The organism is Psychroflexus aestuariivivens, assembly GCF_004010055.1.
In the GTDB taxonomy this organism is placed as follows: domain Bacteria; phylum Bacteroidota; class Bacteroidia; order Flavobacteriales; family Flavobacteriaceae; genus Psychroflexus; species Psychroflexus aestuariivivens.
In genome coordinates this window covers 188,687-211,084 of sequence record NZ_RQVT01000050.1, presented here as the reverse complement: position 1 = coordinate 211,084, position 22,398 = coordinate 188,687, and the positions used below count along the sequence as shown (strand labels likewise).

Sequence of the window (22,398 nt, the reverse complement as noted above, 5' to 3'; positions counted from 1 at the left end):
ACAAAATCATTCTTCTTCAAAGGATTCAATCAATTCATCTGTGATTTCTAAATTATGATACACGTTTTGAACGTCGTCATCGTCTTCAAATTTTTCGATCAGGTTCATAATTTTCTTGGCATCTTCTAAAGGGAGTTCTGAAGTATTCAGAGGAATGCGCTGGACTTCAGCGTTTTTTGGCTCTATGTTGAGATTTTCTAATTTGGTGGACATTTTACCAAAATCTGTAAATTCAGTAAAAACAGTAATCAAATTGTCTTCTTTTTCAATATCCGTAGCGCCACCATCGATCAATTCCAACTCTAATTCATCTTCTTCAAGTTCTAAATTCTCGGTATTTATTACAAAAACTCCTTTGCGGTCAAAAAGAAATTCCAAAGAGCCGTTTGTGCCTAGACTTCCACCATTTTTAGTAAAAATGGATCGTACAGAAGCAACTGTTCTATTGGTATTGTCGGTTGTACATTCTACAAAAATAGCAATGCCATTTGGACCATAACCTTCAAAAGTAACTGTGTCGTAATTTTCAGCATCAGCGCCTGAAGCTTTTTTGACCGCTCGTTGTATTGTGTCTTTTGGCATATTGACACCTTTGGCGTTTGAAATAGCATTTCTTAAGGTCGGATTGGTTTCGGGGTCTGGCCCACCACCTTCTTTTACAGCTACTGTGATTTCTTTGATTGCTCGGGTAAATTCTTTTGCTCGCTTTTTATCTTGAGCGCCTTTTCTGTGTTTGATATTCGCCCACTTACTGTGTCCTGCCATTAGATTTTTATTTAAAAATTAATAGAAAACAACAATATATAAAAATGAAATTTAATACAAAAATGCGTTTAATGTTCTTACCAAGTCAGTTTACTGCTAATGAGTTCAGCAGTTTTCTGCTTTAACAGTTTTCTGTTGGCAAGGTTCAATTCTAAACCTTTTGTGTGAATCATCGGGTGTACATAAGCGCGAAGTTTTCCTGGCTTTCCTGTCAAAAACTCATATCTAAAATGGGTTTTATTATCTGGAAATGAAATTGGAACGATAGGGATTTGGTGCTCTATAGAAAGTCTAAATGCACCATCTTTAAATTCATCTAGCTTTTTGTTAATATCAGCAGGAACACCGCCTTCTGGGAAAATACAAATACTAGTGCCATTTTTCAAACGGCGCTGGGCTTCCTCAAATGCTTTCTTTCTACTTCTTGGATTTTTGCGATCTACCAAAATACAAGAACGACGATATACCAAACCAAAAACGGGAAGCTTAGCCAATTCTTTTTTACCAATAAATACAAACGGATATTTGGACACATAAATCATCATCATGATATCGATCATACTTGTATGATTGGCTGTCAACATATAGCTTTCTTCTTTTTTTAGCTTTGTTGCGTAATAAGTTTTTGGGTAAAACCCCATGCCATAAAGCACAACTTTAGCCCAGAATCTGCCTATTTTGTATGTGCTTTTATACCATTTTTCTTTGGAAGTGGTTATTAGTAATACAGGCAATAGAATAATAATCGGTACAATGACCAAGATGTAAAACCAAATTCGCCAAATGAAGATCAATATTTTTCTATACCATTTCATAGTCGGCAAATTTAATAAATAGAATGGTTTCAGTTGAACAAAAGATTTATCTTTGGTCCTTTTGATAAAAATTGCAATTATGTCTAGAATTTTGACCGGTATTCAAAGTACAGGAACGCCGCATTTAGGGAATTTACTGGGTGCAATCATCCCTGCTATAGAAATGGCCAATACGCCAAATAATGAATCTTTTTTATTCATTGCTAATTTGCATACACTTACGCAAATTAAAGATGCTGAAGTGCTTAGAAATAACACTTATGCTACAGCAGCAACTTGGTTAGCTTTTGGTTTGGATGTTGAAAGAACAACTTTTTATAGACAAAGCGATGTTCCTCAGGTTACTGAATTAAACTGGTACTTAAGCTGTATGTTTCCATACCAACGCCTAACTTTAGCTCATTCATTCAAAGATAAATCGGATCGTCTTAGTGATGTTAATGCTGGATTGTTCACGTATCCAATGTTGATGGCTGCAGATATTTTATTATACGATGCGGAACAAATTCCGGTGGGCAAAGATCAATTGCAACATATTGAAATGACAAGAGATGTTGCCGAACGTTTCCATGCTAAATTTGGTGAAACTTTCGTTTTACCAGAATCTTACATTTCAGAATCTACAAAATATGTTCCTGGTACTGATGGTGAAAAGATGAGTAAATCCAAAGGAAACATTATTAATTTGTTTCAAACTGATAAAAAGTTGCGTAAACAAATTATGAGTATTGAAACAGACAGTACTCCTTTGGAAGAACCAAAAGACCCAAATACTTGTAATGTTTTTCAGATTTATAAATTGATAGCATCAGACAATCAGGTCGCTGATTTGAGATCAAAATATATAGCCGGCGGTTTTGGTTATGGTCATGCCAAACAAGCTTTATTTGAATTGATTTGCGATACATATAAAGAGGAACGCGAGAAGTTTGAATATTTCATGAATAATAAACCAGAAATTGATAGATTATTATCTATTGGAGCAGAAAAGGCTAAAGTGGTTGCCGATGAAGTACTGAAACGTGTTCGGACCAAAATAGGTTACTAACTTAAAATAAATATTATCTACGCATCTAATCTTATTCAAGGTTGCATGACCTGGGGAAAGTGGGGAAGGCAATTTTCTACTAATCAAATGACAAGCAAAATCGAAGACTGTTTAAGTCTTGGAGTTTCCACATTTGATCATGCAGACATTTATGGCGGATATACTACTGAAGCTGAATTTGGAAAAGCCTTTGCGCAAAGTGATATTGATCGAGAATCCATTCAATTGATTTCTAAATGTGGAATACAACTTGTTGATGACGTTCGTGGAAATCGCGTGAAACATTATCAGTATGATTTTGATTATATCAAAACACAAGCTGAACAATCTATTTCTAATTTGAAATCGGATTATTTAGACATTTTTCTATTGCACAGACCCAGTCCACTCATGAATCTTGAAGACATTGCTGAAGCGATAACTCAATTGAAAAGCGAGGGCAAAATTAAGCATTTTGGCGTGTCTAATTTTAGCTTAAGACAAATAGAATTATTAGCTAAACTCATACCTGTTGAAGTAAATCAGTTGGAATGCTCAATTACCCATTGCAATCCTTTTATGGACGACACACTACTTCAATATAAATCTGATAACATTCTACCTATGGCCTGGAGTCCCTTGGGTAAAATAAATACTCTGAAGAAAGAAAACTCAACTTTAGATGAGATTTTGACCACTTTAGAATCAAAATACAAATGCACCAGATCTCAACTTGCAGTAGCATTTTTAAGAAAGCATCCCGCTGGTATAGTTCCTGTAGTTGGGACAACACAATATTCAAGATTGAAACAACTTCACGAAGCTTTATCTATAGAGCTAAGTTTGCAAGACTGGTTTATTCTTTTAGAAGCAAGTAGAGAAAGTGAAGTTGACTAATTTTATTAATTTAGAGCAAATTCAGAAAAATTATGAAAAATGTATTAGGTTCAGCGCTAAAATCTTGTTCTTACGACCCTATGACTGGTGCGTTTAGAGATGGGTTTTGTAAGTATTCTGAACAAGATCCTGGTTTGCATATCGTGGCAGCTAAAGTTACAAAAGAGTTTTTGGATTGGAATAAATCTAGAGGTAATGACCTTATATCTCCAAAACCACAATGGAGTTTTCTTGGATTAAAACCTGGAGACTGGTGGTGCGTTTGTATGGGCGTTTGGTTGAAAAGTAAGGAAGCTGGATATCCACTATATCTTAAATTAGAATCTTGCCATGAAAAAATGTTAGATTATACTTCTTTGGAGACTTTAAAAAAGTGGGAATATAAGGAATAAAAAAACTCCCTTTTGAATTAATTTTCGAAAGGGAGTTTGGTTTTTTCTAAAAGGGTTTCTTAGCTTTTCAAGGATTGCATATCAATAACAAATCTGTACTTAACATCAGAATTAACGACTCTTTCGTAAGCATTATTGATGTTTTGAATATCTATCATTTCTACATCTGAAACAATATTATGTTCTCCACAAAAGTTCAACATTTCTTGGGTTTCTTCAATCCCACCTATAAGTGAACCAGCTAAGCGTTTTCTTTTAATAATCAAAGCGCCACCATTCACCTCTTTAAGTGGTTCTATAGCACCAACTAAACACATTGTTTTGTCGCGTTTTAGTAAATTCAAATATGGATTAACATCATGACCAACTGGGACTGTGTTCAATATAAAATCAAATGAGTTGGCGTGAGCTTTCATCTGTTTTTCATCTTTTGAAATCAAGACTTCATCAGCACCTAGTTTTTCAGCATCTTCACTTTTGTTTGGGGAAGTGGTAATCATTACTACATGTGCACCTAAAGCGTGAGCAAACTTGATTCCCATATGTCCTAAACCACCGAGACCAACAACACCAACTTTATCTCCTTTTTGAACATTCCATTGTCTTAAAGGTGACCAAGTTGTAATTCCTGCACAAAGTAATGGAGGTGTGGCTTTGATGTCAATATTTTTAGGAATGCTTAGCACAAACTTTTTGTTAACAATAATGTTTTCAGAATAACCACCAAAAGTATGTCCACCCAAATGTTCATCTTTACCATTGTAAGTGGCTACCATTCCATTTTCGCAGTACTGTTCTAAGTTGTCTTTGCAGGCTTCACATTCCTGACAAGAATCAACTAAACAACCAACACCGACCACATCACCTTTTTTGAAGTTCTTTACATTGGAACCAATTTCAGTGACACGTCCAATAATTTCATGCCCTGGAACAACAGGATATCTTGAGTTTTTCCAGTCGTTTCTGACCTGATGAATATCACTATGACAGACACCACAATAGTCGATTTCAATTTTGATATCATCTGCTAAAACATCTCTTCTTTTTATTTCTAATTCTGCTAAATCAGCATCACTAGACTTAGCTCCATAAGCTTTAATTTGATCCATAAATTTTTCTTAGATTTGATTGAAATTTACTTAAAAGTGGTGGACAATTTATATGATTTAACCTTATTTAACTTGCGACATCTAAATCGTTATAGTTTTCGTGTTCATTTACCTATACAAAAACCAAACATTGGACAGATTCTAAAAATATAGACTATACAGTCTGTAAAATCTTATTACTTTGCTAACTTAAAATTAACAATAATGAACAGGAAGTTATATTTAATACTAATCACATCGGTTTCAGCTTTGGGAGGCCTATTATTTGGTTTTGATACTGGAGTGATAAACGGTGCTCAATATTTTTTGAGTCAGTATTTTGATTTGGATTCAACTATGAAAGGTTGGGTTGTTGCAAGTGCGCTTCTTGGATGTTTATTTGGAGCACTTGCCGCTGGATACATAAGTGCTAAAATAGGTCGAAAATATGCACTTATAATTTCTGCGGTTTTGTTTACACTTTCTGCTTGGGGTTCAGGTTTGCCAGCGTTTTTACCTGAATCTGTATCATTGTTAGTCTTTTTTAGAATTCTAGGTGGTTTAGGAATTGGAATTGCTTCCATGTGTGCGCCTATGTATATTGCTGAAATTGCCCCATCTAAGAAACGTGGAATTCTTGTTACCTTTTATCAACTGGCAATTGTGGTTGGTTTTTTCATAGTTTTTCTTGTGACTTATTTAATTGGGAAAAATTTGAGCGTCGCTGAAAATATTGAATTTGGTTGGCGCAGAATGTTTTGGTCAGAACTCATTCCTAGTACCATGTTTTTGATTTTATTATTTTTCGTTCCTAAAAGCCCACGTTGGCTTTATTTGAACGAAAAACCTGAAGAAGCTGAAAAGACATTGGTTAAGATACATGGTGAAAAACTTGCTGAGTTAGAATCTAAACAAATTAACGACTCAATTAAAGAAAACAAAAAAAAGAAGAATGTCAATTTCTTTTCTAAAACAATACTATCAATCATCATAATAGGTACTGTTTTATCTATGCTTCAGCAGTTTACAGGAATTAACGCTGTATTATATTACGGAGCAGATATTTTTGAAAAAGCGCTTGGTTTTGGCAAAGATGACGTACTTCAGCAACAAATACTTCTGGCAACGGTTAATCTAGTTTTTACATTTATTGCCATGTTTTCTGTAGATAAGTTTGGGCGAAAACCTTTGATTTATATTGGATCTGTTGGTATGATTACGGGTTTTCTCTTGCTTGGCGTATCACTTCAACAAGAAAGTGTAGGAATAATTTCTTTGATAGGTGTCCTGCTTTTTATTGCTTCATTTGCGATGTCTATGGGACCAGTGGTTTGGGTATTATTGTCAGAAATGTTTCCCAATAGAATTAGAAGTACAGCTATGTCTATAGCAGTTGCAGCGCAGTGGGCAACTAATTATTTGGTTTCACAGTTTTTTCCAGTTATTTCTGAAAGCGAAACCAATATGAATTCTTTTTGGAATGGTTCACTGCCGTATTTCATTTTCATTGGGTTCATCATATTTATCATCATTTTTACTTATAAATTTATACCTGAAACTAAAAATAAATCACTTGAAGAACTTGAAGACATATGGGAAAAATAATGTTGATCTTTTGAATCAAAGTATTTTATTACTTATCAAGAGCTGTTTCTTATTATGCTTGACAGCAAATATGGTAGCTCAAGAACTGCCGCCTGTTTCAAAATATTCGACTGGTGATTATGGTGCTGATAATCAAAATTGGTCTATTACTCAAACTGCAGAAAAAAATATTTTTTTTGCAAATAGCAAAGGTTTACTAAAATTTGATGGTGAAAAATGGGAATTGAAAGATTCTCCTAATAAAACAATTTTACGGTCTGTTTTTGCTTTAGAAAATAAAGTTTACAGCGGAGCGTATATGGATTTTGGCGTATGGACAAAAGACAGTTTGGGTGATTATCAATACCAGTCACTTTCTAATGATCTTGACTTATTAGAAGACGAACAATTTTGGAAAATTGATCAACTTGAACATTATATCGTTTTTCAATCACTTAACTCGATTTATCTTTATAATACTTTAGACAATAAGTTTGATATAATCACCTCGAATTTTGGAATTAGCAAAATGGTGGTGATTGATAATATTCTTTATTATCATAAAATCAATAAGGGAATATTTAAACAAGTAAATGGTGAAGAGGTCGCTGTAAATACTTCTGAAATTTTTAAGAATAGCTTACTTATTAATTTGTACAAAATTAACAATGAACTTTATGCTCAGACCCAGTATAATGGAATTATAAATCTAGAAACTAATGAGGAATTTATACCAGACAATTTCGAGGAAATTTGGTCAAAAATTTCTATTTATAGTAGTATTCAACTTGACAATGGTGAAATCTATTTAGGAACAATTTCACACGGATTGCTAAAGCTGCATAATAAACAAGTAGAATACCAACTTACACAAGAAAATGCATTAACAAACAATACTGTTTTAAATTTGTTTGAAGACCAAAATTCTAATATATGGCTTGGCCTTGATAACGGTATTAATTGTGTTAATAAGAGTTCAAGTATTTCTATCTATAATGATGATAATGGAGAACTTGGTACGGTATATTGTTCTGTCAATTTTAGGGATACAATATATTTAGGCACAAATCAAGGCTTGTTTTATCGTGACATTTCAGAAAAGAAATTCAAATTTATAAAAGGTACAAAAGGTCAGGTCTGGTCATTATTTAAACATGATAACATCCTACTCTGCGGTCATAATGTAGGGACATTTCAGATTGAAGGAAATAAAGCAAAACTCATTAAAAACTTGCAAGGAACATGGATGTTTAGAGCGGCGAATGATTCAACGATCATATCTGGAAATTATAATGGATTACACATTTTAAAAAGAGAAAGTAATGATAGTCTTACCTATGTCAATAAAGTTAAAGGCTTTGATATTTCAACTAAATACTTCGAATTTATAGATAGCACCACTATCCTGGTTAACCATGAATATAAGGGCGTCTATAAACTTACTTTAAATCAAAACTTAACAGAAGTTATTGATTTAAAAAAGGATAGCTCTGTACCAAAAGGTTTGTACTCTTCAATTATAAAATATCAGGACAAAATTTTATATGCTTTTAAAAATGGAATATTTACTTACGATGAAAGTAGTTCAACCTTTATAAAAAATGCAAAATTATCATCTGTTTATGATCCAGAAACATATACTTCTGGAAGGTTGGTTAAAACTGAAGATGATAGGATTTGGGTATTTTCTCAGACTGATATTACCTTACTTATTCCTAGTTCTGTTAAAAATGAATTTATAATAGAACATATTCCTTTAAACCATGGAAATCGTGAGCAAATTTCAGGCTACGAGAATGTTAGCCTTATTTATCCGGATACTTATTTGTTGGGAAATAGCAATGGATACCAGCTTTTAAATTTGAAGGATTTCACACAACCTAAGCCAGAGGTGTTTATTAACTCTATAAGTGTACAAAATAAATGGGATGAAGTAATTTCTGGTTTGACTAATAAACATGAATTAAAATATAAAAACAACAATCTAAATTTTGATGTTAGTTCATACAATTTCGAAGCGTCTTTTGAAACAGAGTATCAATATAAACTCGAAAATTACACACCTAATTGGAGTAATTGGCAAAAAGAAAGTGAAGTTAGCTTCAAAAACTTACCACACGGAGATTATGTTTTTAAAGTGAGATCAAGAATCGGTAAAAATAATATAAGTGAAGTCCTTACCTTTTCATTTACAATTTTAAAACCATTTTATTTAAGTAATCTCATGATTGCATTTTATATACTGGTTCTAATAATCTTAGGAATAGTGATTCACGTTTTCTACAAACAATATTATAAAAAGCAGAAGCGTAAACTACAAGAAAAAGCCAATAAAGAACTTGAGCTAAAAGACTTAGAAAGCAAGCAGAAAATCATGAAGATTAATAATGAAAAACTCAAACAAGATATAGAGAATAAAAATAAAGAATTAGCTATTTCTACTATGAGTTTAATTAAAAAGAATGAATTTCTTTCAGGTATAAAAAGTGATTTGAAGATGGTCAAAACTAAGGACGACAAGCTAGACAAGGTTCTTAAAGTAATAAACCGTAATTTGAATAATTCTGACGATTGGAAATTTTTTGAAGAAGCATTTAATAATGCGGATAAAGACTTCCTGAAAAAAATAAAATCTAAGCATCCATCACTAACACCTAATGACCTTAAGCTATGTGCTTACTTGAGATTAAATCTTTCATCTAAAGAAATTGCACCACTATTTAATATTTCAACAAGGAGCGTTGAAGTTAAGCGATATCGATTGCGAAAAAAAATGGATTTAAGCCGAAATGATAGCTTGACAAATTATATCCTTGAATTGTAAAACCAGTTGTGTATTTTAAAAAATGTTGATTTTAATGTTATTGATATTTCTATCAAAAGTAAATTTATACAAACTAAATCAATTTTATAAGTAAAGCTTGAGGGAAGTCTTCTGAATAAGTCAATTTTTACTATTTATGCCTACAAATTTAGTAGTTGAAAATAAGCTTATAAGCTCTAAGTCACTCAGTTTTGGACGTCGTCGGTGTTAAATTAGTAGTGGTTGTTTTGATATCTTTTGTAATACTTCAAAAATTCTTTCGTAATTTGTATTTAAGTTGTTCATGTTTAAAGTTTTGTAGCTAAAAACAATTCATAGATTATTAGTAACATGAGCAACTTTATTTATTTTAAATCAAAATGCACAACTGTTTATGAGATTAATTTTATTGGGTTTTGTTGGCATTCTTTTTTTTAGTTGCCAGCAAAACCCTTCTTTAAATAATAAAACAGAAGAATTAAAAATTGACCAAAAAGTGGAAGAACTTCTGTCGAAAATGACTTTACAAGAAAAAATAGGTCAGATGAATCAATATAGTGGTTTCATGGATTTCACAGGACCACAACCTGACAAGGGAAGAACAGCCAAAAAGTTAGAACATATCAAAAGCGGTATGGTAGGATCTATGCTCAATGTTCATGGGGTTAAAAATGTAAGGGCTGTACAAAAAATGGCTGTGGAAGAGTCTAGACTTGGTATTCCACTCTTGTTTGGTTTTGATGTTGTACACGGTTATAAAACCATTAGCCCAATTCCTCTTGCTGAAGCTGCAAGTTGGGATCTCGAAGCCATGAAACGTTCTGCAGAAATTGCCGCAGAAGAAGCTTCAGCTGCAGGAATAAATTGGACATTCGCTCCAATGGTAGATATTTCCAGAGATGCCAGATGGGGTAGAGCCATGGAGGGCGCAGGAGAGGATCCTTATTTAGGTAGCCAAATTGCAAAAGCCAGAATTAATGGTTTCCAGGGTGACGATCTGTCTTCATTAAATACAATTGCTGCTACTGCCAAGCATTTTGCTGCTTATGGTTTTGCAGAAGCAGGTAGGGAATATAACACTGTAGATATTGGTACTTCAACTCTGTACAATGTTGTTTTTCCTCCTTTTAGAGCAGCAGTCGATGCAGATGTAAAATCTTTTATGAATGCCTTTAATGTCCTAAACGGTGTTCCTGCTACGGGCGATGAATTCCTTTTAAGAGAAATTCTAAAAGAAAAATGGGATTTCGAAGGCTTTGTGGTTTCAGATTGGGATTCCGTTGGTGAAATGGTTGCTCATGGTTTTGTTAAAGACGGTCGAGAAGCAGCTAAACAAGCAGTAATTGCTGGCTCTGATATGGATATGGAATCTTATCATTATATTGAAGAGCTTAAAACTTTAGTAGAAGATGGTGAAATTGATGAAAAATTAATTGATGATGCGGTAAGACGAATATTGAAAGTAAAATATGAACTTGGTCTTTTTGATGATCCTTACAAATATTGTTCAGTTGAAAGACAAAAAGAGACTTTATACAATACAAAATTTAGAGACGATGTTCTTGAAATGGCAAAAAAGTCAATTGTTTTACTTAAAAATGAAAACGATTTACTTCCTTTAGAAACCTCAGGTCAAAATATTGCCGTCATTGGAGCTCTAGCCGATGACAAAACGTCCCCATTAGGAAGCTGGAGATTAGGTGCAGACGAAGGTACAGCCATCACAGTTCTTGAAGGTTTAAAAAAGTATGATAAAAACAATTATACTTATTCAAAGGGAGCAGATGTTGTCACTGGTGAAGTTTCTTTCACAAGAGAACTTAATGTGAATAATATAGATAAAAGCGGCTTTGCAAGAGCCATTTCAGCAGCAAAATCAGCAAATGTTGTAATTATGGTTTTAGGTGAACATGGTTTACAAAGTGGAGAAGCAAGAAGTAGAACTAGACTCGATTTACCTGGCGTTCAGCAGGAGCTCTTGGAGGAAGTTTATAAAGTCAATAAGAATATTGTTTTGGTTTTGCAAAACGGAAGACCGCTTGCTTTACCATGGGCAGACGAGCATATTCCCGCTATTGTAGAGGCTTGGCATCTAGGTACTGAAAGTGGAAACGCTATTGCTAAAGTACTTTATGGAGCATATAATCCTAGCGGAAAATTACCGATGACATTTCCACGTCATGTCGGACAAGTTCCTATTTATTATAATCAAAAATCTACAGGAAGACCTAAACTTCCTTCTCCTGGTGAGGTATTTTGGTCACATTATACAGACGAAAAAAATTCACCTTTATATCCTTTTGGTTATGGTCTGAGCTATACTACTTTTAGTTTTGAAGATCTAAAAGTTAAAAATACTTATACTGAAGATAACACTGTTTTAATTTCAGTAAAAGTGACTAACACAGGAAAGCGAAAAGGAAAAACTACTGTTCAATTGTACATTCAAGATGAATTTGCTAGTGTTACAAGGCCTTTAAAAGAATTGAAAAGCTTTGAGCAAGTTGAATTAGAAGCTGGTGAAAATAGAATAATCAACTTTAAACTTAAAGACGAACATCTGGGGTTTTACAACACTAAAGGAGAATTTTTAGTTGAAAAAGGCAGCTTTAATGTATTCGTTGGTGAAGATTCTCAAGCTGACCTTTCCAATTCATTTGAATTATAAATACATTAATCTTATTTCAACTTCTATCTATCACATTTAAAACTAAGTTTAATCCTGCTTCATTTTAAACTTAGTTTTAAAAACCAAATAATTTCTAAAATTTTTGAATTTAAATAGCTTTCAGAATCGATTTATATAGTTTTTACTCTAAAATTTCAGTTTTAATTTTATCGACAACGATTTCGAAGAGACACGAAAATCATCATAAAAAGCGATTTTTGACCTGCATATTAAAAAAAAAGACCTTTACAACAACTAAAAAAAACCCTACAACACCTATACAAACCTGATAATTGTTTTTTTATGCCTGTTTTTATGATGGCTTTAACATCCCAGTATTGTAGCTATTTAGAATATTTTTATGAATAATGTATAAAAATTGATATAATAATACAGTGTATGTTTTTTGTAGTGTATTTTTTTGAATATTTAACAACTAAAACCTTTAAGTTTGAAAATAATGAATTTACAATATTCTAAAATATGAAAAAATTTCTAATTGCAAGCACACTATTGCTTTTCACATCACTGAGTTTTTCTCAAGCACAAAAAGTAAAAGTTGTAAACGAAAACCAAGACATGAAGCTACAGGTAGATGGTAAAGACTTCATCGTAAACGGTATGAACTGGGATTATTTTCCTATTGGAACAAATTTTAATTACAGTTTATGGAATCAATCAGATGAAGTAATTAAAGCAGCCCTTGACTCCGAGATGGGTTTACTCAAAAATATGGGAGTCAACACAATAAGACTTTATACTGGTATTCAACCAAAATGGATAAAATATATTTATGAAAATTATGGCATTTACACAATGCTTAATCATTCTTTTGGTAGATACGGTTTGACTATCGATGGTGTTTGGACACCAGTTACTAAATATGATGATCCTGCTACCGAAAAATTACTTCTTTCCGAAGTCACTAAATTGGCTAAAGATTATAAAGGAACACCAGGTCTTTTGCTTTTCCTTTTAGGAAATGAAAATAATTACGGTTTGTTTTGGGCTGGCGCTGAAACTGAGGATTTTCCTGACGAAGAAGATCAAAAACAAGCTGTTGGAGAGAATAGAGGACGTCCGATGTATCGATTAATGAATGAAGCTGCTATTAAAATGAAAGAGATTAACAGCTCATTACCAGTAGCAATTTGTAACGGAGATGTTCTATTTCTAGAAATTATTGCTGAAGAATGTCCTGATGTAGATATTTATGGAACAAATATGTATAGAGGAAAATCTTTTGGTGATGCATTTGAAACCATCAAAGAAGTCTATGGTAAACCAGTATTATTTACAGAATTTGGAGCCGATGCATTTAATGCTATTGAAAATCAAGAAGATCAGAAATCTCAGGCTTACTACATGGTAAACAATTGGAAAGATATCTATGAAAATGCTGCCGGACTTGGAAAAGCTGGTAATTCCATAGGTGGTTTCACTTTTCAATTTAGCGATGGCTGGTGGAAGTATGGACAAACCAAAAACCTTGATGTTCATGATAGCAACGCATCTTGGTCAAATGGAGGTTACGACAGAGACCATGAAGAGGGTGAAAATAATATGAATGAAGAATGGTTTGGGATTTGTGCAAAAGGTGCTACAAATGCAAGAGGTTTGTACGACTTATATCCACGTGCATCATACTATGCATTAAAAGAAGCTCATAAATTAGACCCATACGCAGAAGGAGTCGATGCTGATTTTGTCGATAACTATTTTAGTAATATTTCCTTGATGGATGCAGTTTTAAAAGCTAGAGGAGATAAAGCAGCAATGGGAGGTGGAAATGCTAAAAAAGTTGAAATCAGTAGAGTTGCAGCGCATTTATCTACATTTTATACTGGTGGTAGCTTAATTACTACTCCAGATAATCCAAACCCTGATGATAATACTTATCCAAATCAACTTGGATTTGACCAAATGCAGTCATATTTTATTGGCGTAGGTGGAAAGCCTGCTCCAAATGTTAGGTTTAATGCCGATTTCAATATTATAGGTGAGATTGCTGAAAATCCGATTAACGAAATTTTCTATGAAAATCGTGCAAGACCAGTTACACTTCAAACTAACGATGGTCAGATTATTCAAGATGATATTAATAGAGTAGCACTTTATCAAGCAGAATTTGAATGGAATAACGAATTATTTGACTTAAGAGGGTTTTATAGAACAGGTCATTATCACTGGGGTTACGAAGGAGATATTTTCGGCTTGTATCCTGAAGCTAACTATGGTCCAAATTTAGATATTTATGGTGGTGTTATATCAGGAATAGAAGTTGACGCAAAAGGTGAATTAGACGGTCTGAAAGCTGCGTTTGGTCCTCAATTGTGGTGGGGAGCTAATCCAACAATGCTTTTTAAATATAGTAAAACTATAGAAAAATGGGATATAACAGGTATTTATCACAGAGATGTCGAAACATCTTTAGAATTTGACGAAAATGGCCGACGAATTCTCGATCCAAATCAAGTACGAAGTGGTGTTATTCCACCATGGCCTACTGAAAGAGCAACTTTGGCTTTCGAACGCGACCTTGGTAGTTTTGGAATTACATTGGGAGGTATTTGGGCAGGAAGACCATTGAATGGTAGTACCTATCAAGATATTAATGATAATGGAGAAGTAGTTGTAGATAAAGTTAATTCAGAAGATAATTGGGGTGGTAAAGCGAAGTTAACTTATTCTGCAGGAAAATTTAACTGGTACGCACAAGGTTCTGTGATGGGACTTGTTGCAAATGGTGGAGCTGATCCAACCTTAACTTTTACTGGATGGAAACTGAAAGATAACGGAAGCGGCAACCAAAGCAACTTTCTCACAGGTTTAACTTACAACATTGGGAAATGGCAAATAGCTCCTAATTTTTTATGGCAAAAACCTTTGGTAGATCCAATGCCAAATAACGTTGACGCTCCAGGTCGTTTAAGAAATGTTATTGATGACCCTTTTGCTGTAAGAGGAAACAGAGAGACAACTGCTGCAGAAATTCTATTTACCTACGATCCTACTCCTGGAACTTACATGTATGATTGGGATAACAATAAAGCTGAGGATGCAAAGTTTGCAATGAGTGCTGGTTTTGTTTTCAGACATTTACCAACAACAATGGATGCGCATATTGGTTTTCTTGACACCAGAGAATTTTTTGCTTTTGGAACCTCTGTTCCAGCAGAAGACCTTTGGGAAGCACACGCTAGATTAGTATCAAAATTAAGTCCTGATTTTGGAATGGTAGGCTCTTTTTATTATGGTAATGGTCAAGCTCAAGGTGATTCTGATAGGTTACTTACAAACAGAATGGGTGCCAATATTAATGTTTTCTACAAAAAATTTATTATTAATGGTGATGTAAAAGTAAACGATTGGGGACCTTTCGATTATCATAGAGATTTTAACTTGACTTTCCCTCTACAATTAATGCTCGATTTATCTACGACTTTAGGTAAGCCAGAATGGTATATTTTACCAAGCACACAAATTGGTATTAGAGGTATTTGGAGATCTTTAAATGAATTTTCTCCTAGATATTCTCCAAACGCTACACCAATTGGATCTTTCAATGCTGAACCAATAGTAAGTCCTGTTGGCTTTCCAAATGGTTCAGAATGGGAAATAATGACATATATTAGATTCAACATAGGTAAATAATTATAAAAAAATAAACAAAATGAAACTAAGTAAAATAAAATATTCTCGATTAATGGGGCTTCTTTTGTTAGTCGTAGTTACAACAAGCTGCGAGAGAGAAGTTTCTGAAGATGCCGTACCAGCAACTTTCCCAAGTAATGCAGAAGTCTTTACAGATAACCCAGTTGGACTCACAGATGAGTTTTTCATTTCCTTTGACCCAGCTGTAGGAGCTAATACAAATGGTTTTGGTACGGATCAAAATGAAGCTTACCTAGGTAATACTTCTATTAGAGTTGATGTTCCTGCTCCTAATGATTCAGACGGAAACTTCATAGGAGGCATTTTTAGAGATAGAGGCGAAGGAAGAGATTTGACTGGTTATGATGCACTGACGTTTTGGGCAAAAGGATCTACAACTGCAGTTTTTGAAGCTGGCTTTGGGACAGATTTTATTGAAGATAAATATCCTGTCTCTAATTCTAATCTTCAATTATCAACAGATTGGAAAAAGTACGTACTTCCTATACCAGATCCTTCAAAATTAGTTCAAGAAAGAGGAATGTTTTTGTTTTCAGCTGGAACACAAAGCACAAATGGTATGGGATACACGATTTGGATTGATGAAATAAAATTTGAAAGTTTAGGTACAGTTGCTCAACCTAGACCTAGAATTCAAAATGGTGAAGAAGTTGTTGTTCAAAATTTTATAGGGGGAACTGTCAATATTACTGGACTCACACAAACATTCAATACGGTTGCTCAAGGAGACGTAACTGTTAATGCTGCTCCAGCTTATTTTGAATTTGAATCTTCAGATGTCGAAGTTGCAACAGTGGATGAAAATGGTTTAGTAAATATTATTGGAGCAGGTATATCTCAGATCACAGCTACTTTAGGTGGTACTGAGGCTCAAGGTTCAATTACAATTGAATCCTTAGGAGACTTCACTCCTGCACCTACGCCTACAAGAGATCCAGAAAATGTGATCTCTATTTTCAGTGATGCATACCCAAATGTAACTGTTGATTATTACAATGGATTTTTTAATGCTGACGGTCAAACAACTCAAGGTGGAACAGGTCCAGGTGGTGCTGATCTTAGTGTTGACGGAAACGGTATTATTAATTATACTAACCTTAATTTCGTTGGTATTGGAACGTTTATGAATGTACCAACCATTGATGCATCATCGATGACACATATCCATGTTGACCTCAACGTAAATGAAACCTTAAATGCGGGCGACAACATTCAACTTCAACTTCTTAATGACGTAGGTGGTAATGAAACATCTGCAACAGTAACAATTACTTCAGCAAATTTAGCTCAAAACGAATGGAGAGGTTTTGATATTCCATTGAGTGATTTTAATGGACTATCTAGTAGATCACAAATTGGATTAATATTTTTTATATCAAATTCGATTTCGAATATATACGTTGATAATATTTACTACTATAATGAACAATAAAATAAATAATTTTATGAAAAAGATAATTTTAAATAAAAAATTAAATCATTGTAAAATAGCATTATTCACGTGTGTTTTATTAATGACTTTGAGTTGTGACTTAGATGAAACTCAAGAAGTAGCTACACTCAATAATTTAGTTATGGCAGATGAGTTTGATGAAGACGGAACGCCTGACTCAAGCATTTGGGGTTATGAAATTGGAGATGGATCTGCACAAGGTATTCCAGGTTGGGGTAATAATGAATTACAATATTATACAGATCGACCAGAGAATGTAACTGTAGAAAACGGAGTGCTTATTATTACAGCAAGAGAGGAAGCATATCAAGGAGCAAGTTATACTTCTGCGAGATTAATTACAAGAGGTTTGTTTGAACAACAATATGGACGTTTTGAAGCTCGCATTAGAGTTCCATATGGACAAGGTTATTGGCCAGCATTTTGGTTATTGGGAAATGACTGTAACGTCAACCCTTGGCCGCAATGTGGAGAAATTGATATTATGGAATATTTAGGTGATGAACCTGCATCTATGTTTGGAACTTTACATGGTCCTGGATTTTCTGGAGCAGAGTCAATTTCAAAAGAATTTACACTTCAAAATGATCGTTTTGATACCGGGTTTCATGTTTTTGGTGTAGAATGGACTCCGTCATACATAAATTATTATGTAGATGGCAATATTTACCACTCACTTACTCGTGAAGATGTTGCTGAAGAAACAGATGGTGAAGGTGAATGGGTTTTTGATAATCCATTTTATATCATACTCAACGTGGCTGTTGGAGGTAATTTACCTGGTAACCCAAATCAAGATACAGTGTTTCCACAAAGCATGTTGGTAGATTATGTAAGAGTTTATAAATAAATAATAATACCTAAAAATATGAAATTTTTCGAAAATAAAATTTGTTTACTTTTTGTCCTTTTATTAGGAATAACTTTTACGAGTTGTGAGGAAGATGATTCTGGTTCAACAGATGCAGGTGAACCTTTGGCTCGATTTACATTTACGATAGATGTTCAGACGATCAATTTTATCAATATCTCTGAAAACTCTAACACTTACATGTGGGATTTTGGGGATGGCTCAACCTCTAATCTTATAAATCCAGTGAAAGAATTCGAGAATGGTACTTACACTGTAATACTGACAGCCTATGATAATAATGGAAATTCAAGTACTTTCCAAGATACTATTACCATTGATGTACCTGTTTGTGTTGATGAAACTAGTGAAAATCTAGATCCTGCAAATGGAGACCTCAACTGGACTTTTCTCACTGAAAATGAATCTGCACTTTTTAGTGCTTTTGGAGATACTTCTGGTGAAATTGTTGCAAACCCTATTCTAGATGATGTAAACTCTAGCTGTAATGTTGAACAATTCATTAAAGTTTCTGGTTGTCAAACTTTTGCTGGACTCGGTAAAGAACTAAACACACCTTTAGATTTTACTGACCCAAATACAAGCAAAATATTTAAAATGAAGGTGCTTGCTCAGAGCCAAGTTACAGAAGTTACACTTAGGTTAGAATTCATGCCTTTTCCTAATGTAAATCCTTTTCAGGAAAGAATAGCCAGTATCACTCAAGTTGGAGAATGGCAAACATTGACTTTCGACTTCTCAGAAATCAATGTAGGAACTTATAAAAGCGTCATAATTTATTTTGAACGAGACGCTCCTTGTGATGGAGATATATATTATTTTGATGACTTAAGACAAGAATAAATAATTTAATGTAAGTAACAATCAATTATAATCTAGTTACCAAATTTTTTTACAATAATTTTTTATGATTAATAAAATTGAAAATCAAACTTCTAAAGAAAGTCACTTAGAACAGGTTAGGCTTCATGGTGAAAAGTTTTTAAAAATCACTAATAACGATGCTTTACGACCATTTTTTATGAGTATTGTTAGTGATTCTAACCACTGGATGTTTATTTCCAGTAATGGTGGCTTAACTGCAGGAAGGAGAAATGCAGAGTATGCATTATTTCCATACTACACAGATGATAAGATTACTGAATCTGCTCATTATACAGGAAGTAAGACGATTTTCAAAATTCATTTTGATGAAACAATCAAATTTTGGGAACCTTTTTCTAATAGATTTGTAGAGCAATATAAGATTACAAGAAACATCTACAAAAACATCTATGGTAATAAGCTTCTTTTTGAAGAAATAAATCATAGTCTAAATCTTTGCTTTACCTACCAATGGTCGAATAGCGATAAATATGGTTTTATCAAAAAATCTCAAATCAGTAGCCAGAATCCCTCACCTATTTCAATAGAAGTTTTAGATGGACTTCAAAATGTACTGCCAGCTGGAGTTGTTAGTGATTTGCAAACCCAAAGCAGTAACTTAGTAGACGCTTATAAACGAAGTGAACTCGATAACCAAACAGGCTTGGGGATTTTTGCGTTAAGTGCTGTTCCTGTTGATAAAGCAGAGCCTAGCGAAGCATTAAAAGCTAATGTGGTATGGTCTTTAGGTATCGAAAACCCGAAACATCTACTTTCTTCATTACAACTTGAAAAATTTAGAACAGGCCAAAGTATTTCAGAGGAAAATGATGTCAAAGCAGAAAAGGGAGCTTATTTTATCAACAAAACATTTAGTCTGGAAGCAGAAGCTAAAAAATCTTGGCACATTATTGCAGATGTAAACTACAACCATGCATCAGTAGTAAAACTTCAGAAAGAGATAAAGAAAGATAATATTTTAAGTGATTTAGAAGAAGATATCAAAGTCGGTACAGAAAAGTTAGTTCAGCTAAATGCAGCAGCAGACGGTCTCCAAAGATCTAACGACAATTTAAGAGATATTCGCCACTATTCAAACACGATGTTCAATATTATGCGTGGTGGTATTTTCGACAATAATTATCAAATTGAAAAGTGGGATTTTACGAAATACCTCAATAAAGCTAACAAACCATTAGCTAACAGTTTTGTTAATAAAATTGAAGAGTTACCAGAAGTTTTTTCTCTTTTTGATTTGAAAAGTTTAATTTCTAGTATTGCTGATGAAGACTTTACACGACTATCGATAGAGTATTTACCTTTAAAATTTAGTCGCAGACATGGCGACCCAAGTAGACCTTGGAATCAATTTTCGATAAACACCAAAGACGATGATGGTTCTAAAATACTAGATTACGAAGGCAACTGGCGTGATATTTTTCAAAACTGGGAAAGTCTTGTACATTCCTACCCTGAATTTATAGAAAGTATGATCTATAAATTTTTAAACGCTACAACTTTTGATGGCTACAACCCATATCGCGTGACCAAAGATGGCTTTGATTGGGAAACCATCGAACCGGATGATCCTTGGTCTTATATTGGTTATTGGGGAGATCATCAAATTATTTATTTACTTAAATTTTTAGAATTTTATGAAGATTATAAACCGAATAGCTTAGCTGGATTATTCAGTAATTCTCAATTTGTTTACGCTAACGTACCTTATAAAATAAAACCTTATCAAGACATATTAGAAGATCCAAAAGATACTATAGAATTTGACCACAATGCCGACACTAAAATTCGTAAAAAACGAAATGAAATCGGTGCTGACGGAGCTTTGCTATTTGATAAAAAAGGTGAAATTCTTCATGTCAATTTTATTGAAAAAATATTATCTACAACTCTAGCAAAACTGTCAAATTTTATTCCAGAAGCTGGAATTTGGATGAATACACAGCGACCAGAATGGAATGATGCTAATAATGCATTAGTGGGCAATGGTGTTTCAATGGTTACATTGTCTTACCTAAGACGATTCTTAGCATTTTTCAAAACTGTTCTTGAAAACGTTGATGATTCAGAAAGCTATGAGGTTTCAGAAGAATTGTCTAAGATGTTTTCTAAAATGCATGTGACTTTTGATAAATACCAGAATTTAACTGAAAATAAATTTAATGATGCTCAGCGCAAAGAAATTTTAGATGAACTTGGTGAAGCTGCAAGCTTATTTAGAACTGAAGTTTACAAGTCAGGTTTTTCAGGTAGTAAAACTAAAATTTCAGCTGGGGAAATCAGTGATTTTATAAGCACAAGTTTAGGATATCTAGAACATGCTATAGAAGCAAATAAACGTACAGATAATTTATACCATGCGTATAATTTAATGACAGTAAATAAAGACAAGGTTTCTATAGATTACCTTTCTGAAATGCTTGAAGGACAGGTGGCTGTGCTAAGTTCTGGATACTTGAATTCTAGCCAATCTTTAAGTTTACTAGACGCTCTAAAACAAAGTGCATTGTTTAGACCAGATCAGTACAGCTATTTATTGTATCCAAATAAAGATTTAAAAGGCTTTTTAGAGCGTAATAATATACCAGAAGCTTCAGTAAAATCGTCAGAATTACTTCAAAAATTGGTTGAAGACGGAAACCGAAAAATTATTGAAAAAGATGCAGAAAATAATTATCATTTTAATGCAAATTTCAATAATGCTAAGAAGTTAAAAAAAGCTTTATTGTCATTCGATAACAATGAATATTCAGCTTTAGCAGAAAAAGAGCTCGATGACATTCTTAAGGTTTATGAAGAAGTTTTCAATCATAAATCTTTTACTGGTCGTTCAGGAACTTTTTACGGTTACGAAGGCTTAGGCTCGATTTATTGGCACATGGTATCAAAACTTCAGCTAGCAGTTTTAGAAACCTGTATTCAAGCAATAAATGCAAATGCTTCTGCTGAAATAATTGGTGGTTTACTCGAACATTATTATGAAATAAACGAAGGTATTGGTGTTCACAAATCACCAAAATTATACGGAGCATTTCCAACTGATCCATACTCTCATACACCACTTGGAAAAGGAGCACAACAGCCAGGTATGACTGGTCAGGTGAAAGAAGATATTCTTAGCAGATTTGGAGAGTTGGGTGTAAGCATTAAAAAAGGAATGCTTCAGTTTAAACCACATTTATTAAGAAAAACAGAGTTTTTGGAGGAGGAACATGTTTTTAGATATGTGAATATCCATAATCAGAAACACAAACTTCAACTCCAACCAAATTCACTTGGTTTCACTTTCTGTCAAATTCCAGTAATTTATTCTATTTCTACTCAAAATAAAGTTGAGGTCGAATTTAGCGATGGTAGTTTTCAAAATATAGATGGATTTAGTTTGTCTAAAGAATTAAGCCAAGAGGTTTTTGATCGATCTGGAAACATAAAAGTTATTCACGTTCAGATAGAAGATAATATTTTAAAATAAAACCAT

Annotated in this window: 14 protein-coding genes and 1 pseudogene; 11 read left to right on the top strand and 4 right to left on the bottom strand. The window is 33.5% G+C overall.

Annotation, left to right across the window (positions count from 1 at the left end; translation table 11 throughout):
• Positions 1-6 precede the first annotated feature (6 nt).
• Both EIG86_RS09565 and EIG86_RS09560 read right to left on the bottom strand, forming a co-directional pair.
• The gene (locus EIG86_RS09565; protein WP_127845949.1) at positions 7-765 is read right to left on the bottom strand and encodes a YebC/PmpR family DNA-binding transcriptional regulator; all 759 of its coding nucleotides are present in this window, start codon (positions 763-765) and stop codon (positions 7-9) included.
• A gap of 77 nt (positions 766-842) precedes the next feature.
• The gene (locus EIG86_RS09560) at positions 843-1,580 is read right to left on the bottom strand and encodes a lysophospholipid acyltransferase family protein (RefSeq protein WP_127845948.1); all 738 of its coding nucleotides are present in this window, start codon (positions 1,578-1,580) and stop codon (positions 843-845) included.
• A gap of 79 nt (positions 1,581-1,659) precedes the next feature.
• Between EIG86_RS09560 and trpS the strand changes: the two genes are divergently transcribed.
• Genes trpS through EIG86_RS09545 form a run of 3 tightly spaced genes read left to right on the top strand, consistent with a single transcriptional unit; the run spans position 1,660 to position 3,896 of the window.
• On the top strand, positions 1,660-2,628 hold the full coding sequence (gene trpS / locus EIG86_RS09555; RefSeq protein WP_127845947.1) for a tryptophan--tRNA ligase: 969 nt from the start codon (positions 1,660-1,662) through the stop codon (positions 2,626-2,628).
• A 6-nt stretch (positions 2,629-2,634) separates the two neighbouring features.
• Positions 2,635-3,504 carry an aldo/keto reductase gene (locus EIG86_RS09550; protein ID WP_317129931.1) on the top strand — a complete coding sequence of 290 codons (870 nt, stop codon included), beginning with the start codon at positions 2,635-2,637 and terminating at the stop codon, positions 3,502-3,504.
• Between the two features lie 32 nt (positions 3,505-3,536).
• Positions 3,537-3,896, top strand: coding sequence for a DUF2237 family protein (locus EIG86_RS09545; protein ID WP_127845945.1), 360 nt, complete (start codon positions 3,537-3,539; stop codon positions 3,894-3,896).
• A gap of 59 nt (positions 3,897-3,955) precedes the next feature.
• Here EIG86_RS09545 and EIG86_RS09540 read toward each other — a convergent pair whose 3' ends face one another.
• Positions 3,956-5,005: an NAD(P)-dependent alcohol dehydrogenase gene (locus tag EIG86_RS09540; protein WP_127845944.1), complete on the bottom strand. Its 1,050-nt coding sequence runs from the start codon at positions 5,003-5,005 to the stop codon at positions 3,956-3,958.
• Between the two features lie 204 nt (positions 5,006-5,209).
• Here EIG86_RS09540 and EIG86_RS09535 point away from each other — a divergent pair, with 204 nt between their 5' ends.
• Positions 5,210-6,589 carry a sugar porter family MFS transporter gene (locus EIG86_RS09535; protein WP_127845943.1) on the top strand — a complete coding sequence of 460 codons (1,380 nt, stop codon included), beginning with the start codon at positions 5,210-5,212 and terminating at the stop codon, positions 6,587-6,589.
• 10 nt (positions 6,590-6,599) lie between these two features.
• Positions 6,600-9,392 carry a helix-turn-helix and ligand-binding sensor domain-containing protein gene (locus EIG86_RS09530; RefSeq protein ID WP_127845942.1) on the top strand — a complete coding sequence of 931 codons (2,793 nt, stop codon included), beginning with the start codon at positions 6,600-6,602 and terminating at the stop codon, positions 9,390-9,392.
• A 77-nt stretch (positions 9,393-9,469) separates the two neighbouring features.
• Here the strand turns inward: EIG86_RS09530 and EIG86_RS14380 are convergent.
• A pseudogene (locus EIG86_RS14380) lies at positions 9,470-9,677 on the bottom strand (IS982 family transposase); the annotation flags it as partial.
• 88 nt (positions 9,678-9,765) lie between these two features.
• On the opposite strand from EIG86_RS14380, the gene bglX reads away from it, so the two are divergent.
• The 6 genes from bglX (at position 9,766) to EIG86_RS09500 (ending at position 22,392) form a co-directional block, all read left to right on the top strand.
• On the top strand, positions 9,766-12,039 hold the full coding sequence (gene bglX, locus EIG86_RS09525; RefSeq protein ID WP_127845941.1) for a beta-glucosidase BglX: 2,274 nt from the start codon (positions 9,766-9,768) through the stop codon (positions 12,037-12,039).
• 483 nt (positions 12,040-12,522) lie between these two features.
• Complete coding sequence (locus EIG86_RS09520; protein ID WP_127845940.1) at positions 12,523-15,693, top strand: glycosidase; 3,171 nt, start codon at positions 12,523-12,525, stop codon at positions 15,691-15,693.
• 19 nt (positions 15,694-15,712) lie between these two features.
• On the top strand, positions 15,713-17,146 hold the full coding sequence (locus tag EIG86_RS09515) for a carbohydrate-binding protein (RefSeq protein ID WP_127845939.1): 1,434 nt from the start codon (positions 15,713-15,715) through the stop codon (positions 17,144-17,146).
• Positions 17,147-17,159: 13 nt separating this feature from the next.
• The gene (locus EIG86_RS09510; protein ID WP_127845938.1) at positions 17,160-18,017 is read left to right on the top strand and encodes a glycoside hydrolase family 16 protein; all 858 of its coding nucleotides are present in this window, start codon (positions 17,160-17,162) and stop codon (positions 18,015-18,017) included.
• Between the two features lie 18 nt (positions 18,018-18,035).
• A complete protein-coding gene (locus tag EIG86_RS09505; RefSeq protein WP_127845937.1) occupies positions 18,036-18,881 on the top strand; it encodes a PKD domain-containing protein in 846 nt (281 codons plus the stop codon).
• A gap of 64 nt (positions 18,882-18,945) precedes the next feature.
• Positions 18,946-22,392 (top strand): hypothetical protein, encoded by a 3,447-nt coding sequence (locus EIG86_RS09500; RefSeq protein WP_127845936.1) that lies wholly within the window; start codon positions 18,946-18,948, stop codon positions 22,390-22,392.
• The last annotated feature ends 6 nt before the right edge of the window (positions 22,393-22,398 follow it).

What these genes read in the sequence shown, in the direction of transcription:
- EIG86_RS09565 (WP_127845949.1), bottom strand. Translation starts at nt 765, where the DNA reads ATGGCAGGACACAGTAAGTGGGCGAATATCAAACACAGAAAAGGCGCT.
- EIG86_RS09560 (WP_127845948.1), bottom strand. Translation starts at nt 1,580, where the DNA reads ATGAAATGGTATAGAAAAATATTGATCTTCATTTGGCGAATTTGGTTT.
- EIG86_RS09540 (WP_127845944.1), bottom strand. Translation starts at nt 5,005, where the DNA reads ATGGATCAAATTAAAGCTTATGGAGCTAAGTCTAGTGATGCTGATTTA.
- EIG86_RS09510 (WP_127845938.1), top strand. Translation starts at nt 17,160, where the DNA reads ATGAAAAAGATAATTTTAAATAAAAAATTAAATCATTGTAAAATAGCA.
- EIG86_RS09545 (WP_127845945.1), top strand. Translation starts at nt 3,537, where the DNA reads ATGAAAAATGTATTAGGTTCAGCGCTAAAATCTTGTTCTTACGACCCT.
- EIG86_RS09500 (WP_127845936.1), top strand. Translation starts at nt 18,946, where the DNA reads ATGATTAATAAAATTGAAAATCAAACTTCTAAAGAAAGTCACTTAGAA.
- EIG86_RS09520 (WP_127845940.1), top strand. Translation starts at nt 12,523, where the DNA reads ATGAAAAAATTTCTAATTGCAAGCACACTATTGCTTTTCACATCACTG.
- bglX (WP_127845941.1), top strand. Translation starts at nt 9,766, where the DNA reads ATGAGATTAATTTTATTGGGTTTTGTTGGCATTCTTTTTTTTAGTTGC.
- EIG86_RS09535 (WP_127845943.1), top strand. Translation starts at nt 5,210, where the DNA reads ATGAACAGGAAGTTATATTTAATACTAATCACATCGGTTTCAGCTTTG.
- EIG86_RS09515 (WP_127845939.1), top strand. Translation starts at nt 15,713, where the DNA reads ATGAAACTAAGTAAAATAAAATATTCTCGATTAATGGGGCTTCTTTTG.
- EIG86_RS09505 (WP_127845937.1), top strand. Translation starts at nt 18,036, where the DNA reads ATGAAATTTTTCGAAAATAAAATTTGTTTACTTTTTGTCCTTTTATTA.
- trpS (WP_127845947.1), top strand. Translation starts at nt 1,660, where the DNA reads ATGTCTAGAATTTTGACCGGTATTCAAAGTACAGGAACGCCGCATTTA.